10 protein-coding genes are annotated in these 12837 nt (G+C 59.3%); 5 read left to right on the top strand and 5 right to left on the bottom strand.

Features of this window, described 5'->3' with window-relative positions:
* Positions 1–62: 62 nt before the first annotated feature.
* The gene (gene pepN, locus Q9R34_RS06440; protein WP_485892833.1) at positions 63–2678 is read left to right on the top strand and encodes an aminopeptidase N; all 2616 of its coding nucleotides are present in this window, start codon (positions 63–65) and stop codon (positions 2676–2678) included.
* 179 nt (positions 2679–2857) lie between these two features.
* Here pepN and ssuB read toward each other — a convergent pair whose 3' ends face one another.
* From ssuB to ssuE, 5 genes are read right to left on the bottom strand one after another with little or no spacing between them, the layout of a single operon-like run.
* On the bottom strand, positions 2858–3646 hold the full coding sequence (ssuB, locus tag Q9R34_RS06435; protein ID WP_485892832.1) for an aliphatic sulfonates ABC transporter ATP-binding protein: 789 nt from the start codon (positions 3644–3646) through the stop codon (positions 2858–2860).
* Positions 3643–4434: an aliphatic sulfonate ABC transporter permease SsuC gene (ssuC, locus tag Q9R34_RS06430; protein WP_096072895.1), complete on the bottom strand. Its 792-nt coding sequence runs from the start codon at positions 4432–4434 to the stop codon at positions 3643–3645. The genes ssuB and ssuC overlap by 4 nt, the downstream gene beginning before the upstream one ends.
* Before the next feature lie 10 nt (positions 4435–4444).
* On the bottom strand, positions 4445–5590 hold the full coding sequence (gene ssuD, locus Q9R34_RS06425; RefSeq protein WP_434124547.1) for an FMNH2-dependent alkanesulfonate monooxygenase: 1146 nt from the start codon (positions 5588–5590) through the stop codon (positions 4445–4447).
* A 10-nt stretch (positions 5591–5600) separates the two neighbouring features.
* Entirely contained in the window at positions 5601–6548 is a 948-nt protein-coding gene (locus tag Q9R34_RS06420; RefSeq protein ID WP_434124548.1) for a sulfonate ABC transporter substrate-binding protein, read from the bottom strand.
* A 14-nt stretch (positions 6549–6562) separates the two neighbouring features.
* Positions 6563–7114 (bottom strand): NADPH-dependent FMN reductase, encoded by a 552-nt coding sequence (gene ssuE, locus Q9R34_RS06415; protein WP_434124549.1) that lies wholly within the window; start codon positions 7112–7114, stop codon positions 6563–6565.
* Positions 7115–7877: 763 nt separating this feature from the next.
* Between ssuE and Q9R34_RS06410 the strand changes: the two genes are divergently transcribed.
* The 4 genes from Q9R34_RS06410 to pyrD all read left to right on the top strand — a co-directional run bounded on the left by Q9R34_RS06410 (position 7878) and on the right by pyrD (position 12726).
* Positions 7878–8858 (top strand): glycosyltransferase family 2 protein, encoded by a 981-nt coding sequence (locus tag Q9R34_RS06410; RefSeq protein ID WP_485892830.1) that lies wholly within the window; start codon positions 7878–7880, stop codon positions 8856–8858.
* 206 nt (positions 8859–9064) lie between these two features.
* Complete coding sequence (locus Q9R34_RS06405) at positions 9065–10591, top strand: lipopolysaccharide biosynthesis protein (protein WP_485892829.1); 1527 nt, start codon at positions 9065–9067, stop codon at positions 10589–10591.
* On the top strand, positions 10588–11595 hold the full coding sequence (locus Q9R34_RS06400; protein WP_434124553.1) for a glycosyltransferase family 2 protein: 1008 nt from the start codon (positions 10588–10590) through the stop codon (positions 11593–11595). Before Q9R34_RS06405 ends, Q9R34_RS06400 begins: the two co-directional genes overlap by 4 nt.
* Positions 11596–11715: 120 nt before the next feature.
* On the top strand, positions 11716–12726 hold the full coding sequence (pyrD, locus tag Q9R34_RS06395) for a quinone-dependent dihydroorotate dehydrogenase (RefSeq protein WP_434124555.1): 1011 nt from the start codon (positions 11716–11718) through the stop codon (positions 12724–12726).
* The last annotated feature ends 111 nt before the right edge of the window (positions 12727–12837 follow it).

Genomic DNA, 12837 nt, shown 5'->3' with positions numbered 1-12837 from the left:
GGCAAGCTAAAGGCAACGCGCTTAGACTTTGGCGGTAAACCTATAACAATGCGAGACGGAATATGACGCAACAGCACCACATTAAATATCGCCACGACTATCGTGCGCCGGATTACACCATTACCGATATCGACCTGACCTTTGCGCTCGACGCCGCAGTGACGCGCGTCACCGCCGTCAGCCAGGTCAAACGTCTCGGCGATGCGCAGGCTGAGCTGCGTCTCGATGGCGAAGCGTTAACCCTGATCGCCATTGAAGTGGATGGCGCGCCGTGGAGCGCCTACCGTCAGGAAGAGGGCGCGCTGGTGCTGAGCCAGCTGCCGGAGCAGTTCCAGCTCAAGATCGTCAACGATATTCATCCCGATAAAAATACCGCGCTGGAAGGGCTCTATCAGTCTGGCGAAGCGCTCTGCACCCAGTGCGAGGCCGAAGGCTTCCGCCACATCACCTGGTATCTGGATCGCCCGGACGTGCTGGCGCGCTTTACCACTACCATCGTCGCCGACGAGGCGCGCTACCCCTATCTGCTCTCCAACGGCAACCGCATCGACGGCGGCAAAGCGGAGCAGGGCAAGCACTGGGTGAAATGGCAGGATCCCTTCCCGAAACCCTGCTATCTCTTTGCGCTGGTGGCGGGCGATTTCGACGTGCTGCGCGACAGCTTTACGACTCGCTCCGGCCGCGACGTGGCGCTGGAGATCTTCGTCGATCGCGGCAATCTGGATCGCGCCGACTGGGCGATGACCTCGCTGAAAAACAGCATGAAGTGGGATGAGGAGCGCTTCGGCCTCGAGTATGACCTCGACATCTTTATGATTGTTGCCGTCGACTTCTTCAATATGGGCGCGATGGAGAACAAAGGCCTGAACGTCTTTAACTCCAAATATGTGCTGGCGAAGGCGGAAACCGCGACCGACAAAGACTATCTCGGCATCGAAGCGGTGATTGGCCACGAATATTTTCACAACTGGACCGGCAACCGCGTCACCTGCCGCGACTGGTTCCAGCTCAGCCTGAAAGAGGGGCTGACGGTATTCCGCGATCAGGAGTTCAGCTCCGATCTCGGCTCGCGCGCGGTCAACCGCATTGATAACGTGCGCGTGATGCGCGGCGCGCAGTTCGCCGAGGACGCCAGCCCGATGGCGCACCCGATCCGCCCGGATCAGGTGATGGAGATGAATAACTTCTACACCCTGACCGTTTACGAAAAGGGATCGGAAGTGATCCGCATGATGCACACGCTGCTCGGCGAAGAGAATTTCCAGAAAGGGATGCAGCTCTACTTCGAGCGCCACGACGGCAGCGCGGCGACCTGCGACGACTTCGTGCAGGCGATGGAAGATGCCTCAAATGTCGATCTGTCGCAGTTCCGCCGCTGGTACAGCCAGAGCGGCACGCCGGTGCTGTCGGTACGCGACGACTACAACCCCGAGCTGGAGCAGTATACGCTGCACGTCACGCAGCACACGCCGCCGACCGCCGATCAGAAAGAGAAGCTGCCGCTGCATATTCCGCTCGATATCGAACTCTATGACGGCGAAGGTAAGGTGATCCCGCTGCAGCATAACGGTCATCCGGTGCATCACGTGCTGAACGTGACCGAGGAGTTCCAGACCTTTATCTTCGATAACGTCTACTTCCAGCCGGTGCCGTCGCTGCTGCGCGAATTCTCCGCGCCGGTGAAGCTCGACTATAAATGGAGCGATGCCCAGCTCACCTTCCTGATGCGCCATGCGCGCAACGACTTTGCCCGCTGGGATGCGGCGCAGAGCCTGCTGGCCACCTATATCCGCCTTAACGTGGCGCGCCATCAGCAGGGCCAGCCGCTGTCGCTGCCGCTGCACGTTGCCGACGCGTTCCGCGCGGTGCTGCTGGACGAAGGGCGCGATCCGGCGCTGACCGCGCAGATTCTGACGCTGCCGGGCGAGAACGAGATTGCCGAGCTGTTCGAGGTGATCGATCCGCAGGCGATTACGGTGGTGCGCGAGGCGCTGGTGCGCACGCTGGCCACCGAGCTGGCGGATGAGTTTTATGCCGTCTACAACGCGAATCAGCAGGGCGAGTACCGCATCGAGCATGATGCGATGGGGCAGCGCGCGCTGAAAAATGTCTGCCTGTACTACCTGGCGTTCGGTGAAACCGCGCTGGCGGATCGGCTGGTGCAGACGCAGTATCAGCAGGCGAACAATATGACGGACGCGCTGGCGGCGCTGGCGGCATCGGTGGCGGCGCAGCTGCCGTGCCGCGGCGCGCTGCTGGCGCACTACGACGAGCGCTGGCATCGGGATGGCCTGGTGATGGACAAATGGCTCATGCTGCAGGCAACCAGCCCGTCGCCGGACGTCCTGCAGAAGGTGCGCGAACTGCTGCAGCATCGCTCTTTCTCCATGAGCAACCCTAACCGCATCCGCGCGCTGATCGGCGCCTTCGTCTCTGGCAACCCGGCGGCGTTCCACGCCAAAGACGGCAGCGGCTATCAGTTCCTGGTGGAGATGCTGACCGATCTTAATACCCGCAACCCGCAGGTGGCGGCGCGTATGATCGAGCCGCTGATCCGCCTGAAGCGCTACGACGCCGACCGTCAGGCGCTGATGCGTCAGGCGCTGGAAACGCTGCAGGGGCTGGATAAGCTCTCGGGCGATCTCTATGAGAAGATCACCCGCGCGCTAAACGCTTAAACGGCAAAGGCGGGTAAACCCCGCCTTTTTGTTAGCCTACGGTGCTGACGCGGATGACAGGGTCCGATCGCAAAGTCGCTCAAGGCATCCATGCGCGCTCGACCCGCGACATCCCTGTCGCGGGACGCTTTGCTCTTCGGACCCTGTCATCCGCGTATTATGCTATGGTGCCGCTTGCCTTAACGCTGGTGGGCGTAGCGCGCCGGCTGCTCGCTTTCGCTGCGGCGCATCACGCGGTCCAGCACCTCCGCCTCCAGCTCCGCCAGCCTGACCGATCCGCGACGGCGCGGACGCGGCAAATCCACCAGCAAATCGAGCCCAATCTGACCCTCTTCGATCAGCAGCACGCGATCCGCCATCGCGACGGCCTCGCTGACGTCATGTGTCACCAGCAGCACGGTAAAATGGTGCTGCTGCCATAACGACTCGATCAGCCCCTGCATTTCAATACGCGTCAGCGCGTCAAGCGCGCCGAGCGGCTCGTCGAGCAGCAGCAGACCCGGACGGTGAATCAGCGCACGCGCCAGCGCCACGCGCTGCTTCTGTCCGCCGGAGAGCGCAGCGGGCCACTCATGCGCGCGCTCCGCCAGCCCGACCGCCTCGAGCGCCTCGAGCGCCGCGCCACGCCACTCGCGACCCTTCAGGCCGAGACCGACATTATCGATAACCCGCTTCCACGGCAGCAGACGTGCGTCCTGAAACATCAGACGGGTATCTTCACGCGCGGTGTGCAGCGGCGCGTTGCCCGCCAGCAGCTCGCCCTGCGTGGTCTGCTCCAGCCCTGCCAGCAGGCGCAGCAGCGTGCTCTTGCAGCAGCCGCTGCGCCCAACGACCGCGACAAACTGGCCGGAAGGAATATGCAAATCGATATGATTCAGGATGGTGCGGTTGCCGTACTGCTTGCTGACGCCGTTGACGCCGACCGGCGTGCCGGCATTCAGCCGCGCCGGAGAGAGTGAAGTGCTCATGCGTTCTCCTCCTTCAGTTGCCAGGCTGGATGCCAGCGCAGCCAGATGCGCTCCAGCAGCAGGGCGGCGACATCCGCCAGTTTACCGAGCAGGGCGTAAAGAATAATCGCCACCACCACCACGTCGGTTTGCAGGAATTCGCGCGCGTTCATCGCCAGATAGCCGATGCCCGAATTGGCGGAAATGGTCTCGGCGACGATCAGCGTCAGCCACATCAGGCCGAGCGCGAAACGCACGCCGACCATAATCGAGGGCAAGGCGCCGGGCAGGATCACCTGAATAAACAGGCTCCAGCCCGAGAGGCCGTAGCTGCGCGCCATCTCTACCAGACCCCGGTCGATATTGCGGATGCCGTGGTAGGTATTGAGGTAGATGGGAAACAGGGTGCCGAGCGCCACCAGAAAAATCTTCGCCGCCTCGTCGATGCCGAACCAGAGGATCACCAGCGGGATCAGCGCCAGATGCGGCACGTTGCGCAGCATCTGCACCGAGGTGTCAAGCAGCCGCTCGCCAAGGCGCGAGGTGCCGGTGATCAGCCCCAGAATCAGCCCGATGGAGCCGCCGATGCTAAAGCCGATCAGCGCGCGCCAGCCGCTGATGGCGAGGTGCTGCCACAGCTCGCCGCTGGCGGCCAGATGCCAGAAGGTAATGACAATATTTTCCGGCGACGGCAGAATGCGCGTCGACAGCAGCCCGGTCTGAGAGGCAATTTGCCAGATCGCCACCAGCAGCGCCGGGAAAATCCAGGGCACCAGCTGGTTGGTAATGCGTTTAGTGGTTTTCGCCATCATTTCTCCCTCAGCTCTGCGACACTTTTTGCGGACGGAAATCGTTGGCGACGGTTTCGCCGAACGCCTGCACGTCGCGCGGTTGCGGGATCGGCGGCACCTCCAGGTCAAGATGCGGGAAGAGCAGCTCGCCGACGCGATACGCCTCTTCCAGATGCGGATAGCCGGAAAGAATAAAGGTCTCGATGCCGAGGTCGGCGTACTCCTGCATGCGTGCGGCGACGGTTGGACCGTCGCCGACCAGCGCGGTGCCGGCGCCGCCGCGCACCAGACCGACGCCCGCCCACAGGTTCGGGCTGATTTCCAGCTGGTCGCGGCGTCCGCTGTGCAGCGCCGCCATGCGCTGCTGGCCTACCGAGTCGGTGCGGGCGAATGCAGCCTGCGCCTTCGCGATGGTGTCGTCGTCCAGATGGGCAATCAGACGATCGGCGGCGCGCCAGGCCTCATCGTTGGTTTCGCGCACGATGACGTGCAGACGAATGCCGAAGCGCACCTTGCGTCCCAGCGCCGCCGCTTTGGCACGCACCTGTTCAATCTTCTCTTTCACCAGCGCCGGCGGTTCGCCCCAGGTAAGGTAGACGTCGACCTGCTCGGCGGCCAGATCCTGCGCCGGTTCGGATGAGCCGCCGAACCAGAGCGGCGGACGCGGCTGCTGCACCGGGTCGAACAGCAGGCGCGCGCCGCGCACCTTGACATATTTGCCCGCATAATCGACCGTTTCGCCCTCCAGCACGCGGCGCCAGACGCGGGTAAACTCCGCCGATTCGACATAGCGCTCATGGTGATCGAGAAATACGCCGTCGCCCGCCAGCTCTTCGGGATCGCCGCCGGTCACCAGATTAAACAGCGCGCGGCCGTTAGAGAGGCGATCGAGCGTGGCGGCCTGGCGCGCCGCCTGGGTCGGCGAAATCACGCCGGGGCGCAGCGCCACCAAAAAACGCAGGCGCTGCGTGACCGGGATCAGCGAGGCGGCCACCAGCCAGGCGTCTTCGCACGAACGGCCGGTCGGGATAAGCACGCCGCCGAAACCCAGACGGTCTGCGGCCTGCGCGATCTGTTGCAGGTAGCCATGGTCGACCGGCCGCGCCCCTTCCGAGGTGCCGAGATAGTGTCCGTCGCCGTGCGTCGGAAGAAACCAGAATACAGATAAGCGCATTATTCGCTCCTTACTGAAGTTGGGCGCTGGGATGCCAGATGCGATCGGCGATCGTCAGTTTGACCGGCATCAGGTGGCTGGAATAGAAGAGATCGGCGGTATGCTGCTGCGCCGCGGCGGTTTGCGCGCTGACCGGCGAAATGCGGGTCGGCGGCCGGTGGTCGAGGTAGCTGGCGATAACCGGCTTCGGCAGGCCCATCGCGGCGGCGAGCAGATCGATGCTCCGATCGCGCTGGCTGAGCGTCAGCGCATCCGCCTGGCTAAAGGTATCGAGCACCTGCTGAACGAAGGCGCCGTTATGCTCGGCGAACTTGCGCGTCGCCAGGTAGAAAGAGCCGGTGAGATTGAGCTGGCTGCCGTCGGCCAGCACGCGCACGTTGCCCTGCTGCAGCGCGGCGGAATAGTAGGGATCCCAGATAGCCCAGGCGTCCACGTCGCCCTGCTGGAAGGCGGCGCGCGCGTCAGCGGGCGTCAGATAGACTGGCTGAATATCCTTAAAGCTGAGCCCTTCACGCTGCAGGGCGCGCAGCAGCAGATTGTGCGAGCTGGAGCCTTTCTGAAAGGCGACTTTCTTGCCTTTCAGATCGGCGACGCTTTTCAGCGGGCTGTTCTTTGCCACCAGAATGACTTCAGCCTGCGGCTTAGGCGGCTCTGAGCCGACGTAAAGCAGGTCGGCGCCCGCCGCCTGAGCGAACAGCGGCGGTATATCACCGGTGCTGCCAAGGTCGATACTGTCGACGTTTAGCGCCTCCAGCATCTGCGGACCGGCGGGAAATTCGATCCACTGAATTTTGGTGTCGGGGAAGCGCTGCTCCAGCAGTCGGTGCGATTTCGCCAGCACCATGCTGACGGACCCTTTCTGGTAGCCGATGCGAATCTGCGCGGGCGCGTCCGCCGCCTGTGTCTGCAAACTCAGTACCGCGAGGGCGGCAAATAGCCAGCCGGTGATACTCTTCATATCGTTTTTTTCCTTTAAACAGCCTGAGCCAGAGGGTTGTGATGGCGGGTCAGCGCCAGCCAGAACGCCTCGACCGCCTCATTCAGCCGGCGCGCCAGCGCCGCCTGCAGTTCGGGCTGGCGATCGTAGTGGGTAATCTGGTGATCTTCGGCAAACACGCCGTGCAGGATCTCCTGCGCCTTTAGCGCGTTGAGTACCGGCTTCAGGGCGTAATCGACCGCAAGCATATGGGCCACGCTGCCGCCGCTGGCCAGCGGCAGCACCACTTTGTGCTCCAGGGCGCGTTCGGGCAGCAGATCGAGCAGCGTTTTCAGCGCGCCGGAGAAAGAGGCCTTATAGACCGGCGTGGCGACGATCACGCCGTCGGCGGCGACCAAATCTTCGCGCAGCGCCAGCAGCGCTGGGGCATCAAAGCGCGCGTTAATGAGATCGTCTGGCTGAAAGTTCTGGATATGCCAGGGGATGACCTCAACGCCGCGCGCTTCCAGCGCGCGCTGGCACAGGGTAAGCAGCGAAGTGGATCGTGACGGAAAACGCGGGCTGCCAGCTAGCGTAATAACTCGCATCGTTACTCCTTATAACTGAAAGTTATTGATTAGCTATCGTTGAGAACTGATGTTCACATCCTGACAGAGCGGGGGAGAGGGCTTAAATGATTTATCCGGCAATCTAAAGGCGAAAAGCGCAAAACGCGCAGCGTTATTAATGAAAGCCATGCCGGAAGCGGCAGGGTGCGTTCCGAATAATCCTAAAAGGCTGGCGCAGATCCAGAGGCATTGTTTATGCCGACTTAACAAATAGCAGTAAAAGTATCTGCAAATTACCTGGCGCGGGCTAAATGATCGGGTCTGATACAGCGCCTGGCTGTTTTCTGCAGCCCTTTTGCGGCGCTATAAAGGCGGGAGCGCCAGTCAAGCCGCATCAGTCGTAGAGTTCCAGGTATTATTATCGGAATATCGCCATGCCGATAACACCTCCTGCGGAAACGTCATTTCCGTTAAGTGATAATAAAGCTGTCAGACTGAAACGCTTTGTGACCTTTGTTTCCGCTAAAAACGCTGACGCTTTAGCCAGAAAAGTTACACGATGTTAAGCAAAAGCCACACTTTGCCTCTGATACTTTATCTGGTGTGATAGATTACGCGCTGAGCACGGCGCTGAATAAAACGCTGGCCCTGTTAATAGAAAAAAGCTTCTGCTTATACTATCCCACCATGTGAGACGCGCTGCTGACGTCTCGTTTAATTTTTTCTGCGCCATGCTTTAACACAACTTTAATATTTGTGTAACGCTCGTGCCTTTTCTTTTAATTGAATCAGAGAAAGATGTATGGCAAAGACGCTGCTGTCAGTCATTATTCCCACGTATAACGTGGAGAAATATATAGTCGAATGTGTCGACTCCTTGATGCGTCAGGTTGACGCACCGACAGAAATTATCATTGTTAACGACAGCTCGACCGACGGCACTCTCGCGCTGGTGGAGCAGAAATATGGCCACCAGCCGCAGGTTCGCGTGATCACCACGCCCAACGGCGGCGCGGGTAAAGCGCGCGATACCGGCATCGACGCCGCGCAGGGTGAGTTTGTCTTCTTCTGCGACCCGGACGATATCGTGCCGGAAGGCTTCGTTGCTGAGCTGCAGCAGGTTACCGCTGCGCACCCGGAGATCGACCTCTTTTGCTTTAATTCGCAGATGTTCGAAGAGGGCCGGGAAAATCAGACCCGTCCTAAAGTGCGTCACGAGCAATTTGGCCTGCAGTCGCCGCAGCAGGTTCTGTCGCGCCTGCTGAATAACGGCTCCTATACCTCCGCCGCCTGGAACTATGCGGTGAAACGAAGCCTTATTACGCAGCACAACCTGCGTTTTGTCGACCGGGTACATGAAGATCATAAATTTACGCTGTCGGTATTTGTTCACGCCACGCAGGCGTGGGTCAGCCAGCACGTTTACTATCGTCAGCGCGTACGCAGCGGCTCGCTTACCAACAGCCGTAAAAACGATGACTATTTTCTGCAGCGTTATAACGCCTTTATGCAGACCTACGGCATACTCAAGCATAATTTAGATCATTCGCCGCTGAAGGCGCAGCTGGAGAAAGCCTATTTAATGCACTCCTTCCGCCTGATGATTTATTTGTCGCTCTATAACGGTACGCCGGTGCCGGAATATGTCATTAATGCGATTCGCTTTATGGGCGGCAAATTTAAGCCGGTCAACGCGAAAGAGTGGCTGCTTATTAACCGTCCGCGCATGTTTATCCTGCTGCAAAAATATAAAGTTACAAAAGAGCTGAAAAAGGCCGCCTGACTTTTTGCTCGCAGCGGAATGCCTGCTTACCGGACGATTTTCCGCGGATAAATATTATTTCACCCTCTGACTTCTCCCGCGGCAGGTCAGATTAAATCTGGCGCGCAGCGCCAGAGATAAATTTAAGACTATGTCTGGTAGGCAGCTCTGATGATGTGTGCCACGCTTGTGACCTCCGAGAAAACTGCCCAGATACAATCATACTTATGTCAATTAAACGCAACGCGATCGCCAATTATGTCGGTCAGATTTACCTGACGCTGTCAGGCATTCTGGTCGTGCCGCTCTATATTCAACATCTCGGGATGGAAGCTTACGGGCTGGTGGGGTTTTTCTCGATTCTGTTAACCTGGCTCCAGCTGCTCGACGCCGGTGTGTCGACCACGCTAATGCGCGAAGCGGCGCGCTATCGCGCTAATCAGGCGGAGTTTATCTGGTTCCCGGCGCTCTTCTCTGCGCTGTCGAAATTCTTTCTTGTCTCCACGGTCATTCTGGTGGTCATTGGCTGGCTGGCGACGCCCTGGATCGCCCATAACTGGCTCGACGCGCGTCATCTGCCTTCGGCGGACGTGACGCTCGCCGTCGCGATCATGGTGATTACGGCGGCTATTCGCTGGCGTACCAGCCCCTATCGCAGCGTGATTGTCGGCTTTGAGCATCAGGTCTGGCTCAACGGCGTCAACCTGGTCATCGTCACGCTGCGCACCTTTGGCGCGGTGCTGATCATTCAGCTCTTCTCCAATCCGGTGCTGAGCTTCTTTATCTGGCAGCTGGCGGTATCCATTGCGGAAGCGATCTGCCTGATTGCCAAATCCTATCAGCTGGTGCCTGCCGCCGCGCGTAAACAGAAGCACGAGAATTTAAAGACGGTATTAAAGCCCTTTATTCGTTTTGCCCTGAGCGCGGCGTTCGCCAGCGCTATCTGGACCTTTATTTCGCAAATCGATCGTCTGGTGCTGTCAAAAACCCTGCCGCTGAGCGCCTACGGCTCCTTTACCGTTGTCGCCACCGCGGCGACCGGTATTATCCTGCTCAGCAGCCCGATTATGCAGGCGATTGTGCCGCGCATGACCGGCATAAAAACGCGCAAAGAGGGCGATGCCGAATCCCTGACGCTTTATCGCTACACCACTCAGGCGGTAGCCATTTTTATGGCGCCGCTCAGCATTACTATCGCGATGTTCGCCACGCCGCTGCTCTGGGCCTGGACGCAGAAGATGCAGGTGGTGACGGATATGTCGTTCGTGCTCAGCCTCTACGCGCTGGGCAGCGGCGTGCAGGCGATTTGCGGCCTGCTTTACCATCTGCAGTACGTCAACGGTAACCTCAAGCTGCATCTGAAGGGCTTCTCCTGCTTCGCCGTGATTCTGGTTCCGCTCAACATCTGGGCTGCGATTCACTATGGCGCGGAGGGTACCGGCTGGCTATGGCTGGGGCAGAATGTCTTCTATCTGGCTGGCTGGGCATGGCTGGTGCACCGCCGTTTCGCGCCGGGCATTCACTTTACCTGGCTGACGCGCGATGTACTGCTGATCTGGGCGGTGGCGGGGCTAATCGCCTGGCTCTGCACCTTCCTGCCGATTGAGTGGAACCAGAACCGCTGGCTTAACCTGCTCTGGCTGGGCCTGATCGGCCTGGTTAACCTCTCAGCCTGCTGTCTGCTGCACAGCCTGGTGATTAAGCGTCTGCTGCCTGCCCGAGCCAAAGGTTTTACTATTGAGGAGCGAGAATGAGCACACGGAACCCTGACAGCCGCGCAGCGACGATCTCTGTTATCGTGCCGAACTGGAACTGCGCGCCCTGGCTGCCGGAAGCGATCGATTCGCTGCTGGGTCAGTCATCTCCGCCGGAGCAGGTGATTGTTATTGACGACGGCTCTACCGATGACAGCGTCGCCCTGCTGGAGGCGCTGGCCGCCCGTCATCCGCAGCTGACGCTGCTGCGCGGCGAGCGTGGTGGCGTCAGCGCGGCGCGCACCAAAGGGCTGGAGATCGCCACCGGCGACTTTATCTACTTTATGGACGCCGACGATTTTGTCTCAAAAGATCTCTTCGCCGACTTCCGCGGTATGTTGGCGCAGCATCCCGAGATGGAGATGTTCTGCTTCGGCGCGCGCATGTTTACCGACAAGCCGGTCGCCGAGCGCCAGTATGAGCAGTTCCATCAGCGCCACGTCGACGGCGTCTGGCCTGGCGGCGCCGACACGCTGCGCAGCATGATCCCGCACCGCTCGGCGCATCGCACACTCTGGAGCAGCATTCTCTCGCGCGACCTCATCAGGCGCACCGGCGTGCAGTTCCTGCCGATCCAGAACCATGAGGACGCGCCCTATATGTTCGCCCTCTATATGTCGGCGCGGCAGATCGGCTTTACGCGGAAAAGCTACTACAACAAGCGCTTTATGCCGACCTCGCTGTCGCAGAGCAAGGCGACCTTCTCCTGGGTAGAGAACTACTATATCGCCCGCCGCAGCAGCGAAAGCTTCCTGCGCGAGCAGGGAATGCCGCCGGAAGAGAAGCTGCTGGATATCTACTATCAGCCGGTGATGTACGGCTGCCTGATCGAAATCCGCAAAAACAATATTGCGGTGCCCGCCTCCTGGCATACCACTATCGATCAGCTGGTGCGCAAGGTCACGGGCGAAAGCAAACGTCTCAAACTGCTCTGGTACTATCCGACGATTTACAGCGGGCTGCAGGCGTGTCGCCGTCTGGCGCGTTATGCCAGCAAGCGCTGATCGCGATCAATAATCTCGTCCCGTCAGTAATTTACTTTTGCGCCAGAGGCCTTTACCATTCTGGCGCACATTTTCCCGTGCACCCTGACAACTCATCGCTTCCGACCTCCAGGAGAGTGCATGCTTTATCCTATCGTCCGACCTGCGCTGTTTAAGCTCGACCCCGAGCGCGCTCACGAACTCACTTTTCAGCAACTGCGTTTCATCAGCGGCACGCCGCTGGAGGGGCTGATCCGTCAGCGTCTTCCTTCTCGTCCGGTGACCTGCATGGGCTTACGGTTTGACAACGCGCTGGGGCTGGCGGCCGGACTGGATAAAAACGCGGAATGCATCGACGCTTTCGGCGCGATGGGGTTCGGCTTCGTCGAAGTCGGCACCGTTACGCCGCGCGCTCAGGCAGGCAACGATAAGCCGCGCATGTTCCGGCTGGTTGAGGCGGAGGGTATTATCAACCGCATGGGCTTTAACAATCTCGGCGTTGATCACCTGGTAGAGAACGTGAAAAAAGCGCGGTTCAAAGGTGTTCTCGGGATTAATATCGGCAAAAATAAAGATACGGCGGTAGAAAACGGCAAAGAGGATTACCTCATCTGCATGGAGAAGGTTTATGCGCATGCTGGCTATATCGCGATAAATATCTCCTCGCCAAATACACCGGGATTGCGTACGCTGCAATATGGCGAAGCGCTCGACGATCTTCTGATGTCGATTAAAGCTAAACAGAAAGCGCTGGAGCAGCAGCATCTGAAATATGTGCCGGTCGCGGTAAAAATTGCGCCCGATCTTTCTGAAGAAGAATTAATACAAATTGCTGACAGCCTGGTGCGCCATAATATCGATGGCGTAATCGCCACCAATACCACGCTCGACCGCTCGCTGGTCAGCGGCCTGAAATACAGCACGGAATCAGGCGGCCTGAGCGGCCGTCCAGTGCAGTCGCGCAGCACGGCGGTGATCAAACGGCTGGCGCAGGAGCTGGACGGCGCGCTGCCGATTATCGGCGTTGGCGGCATCGATTCATTAACTGCGGCGCGAGAAAAAATGGCTGCAGGCGCTGCGCTGGTGCAGATTTACTCCGGCTTTATTTATAAAGGGCCGGGATTAATAAAAGATATCGTGACCCATCTCTAAGACAATTCTAATAAAACGACGCCGGGGGGTTTATTTCTCACTTCGGCTCGTTTATATTTTTCTCCTGTTGTGCGTATTTTCAGCTTTTTCCCCACAAACAGGGCTTCGCTG

Source organism: Enterobacter sp. BRE11, assembly GCF_031844285.1.
Classification (GTDB): Bacteria; Pseudomonadota; Gammaproteobacteria; order Enterobacterales; family Enterobacteriaceae; genus Pantoea.
This window is presented reverse-complemented; position numbering and strand designations above follow the sequence as displayed.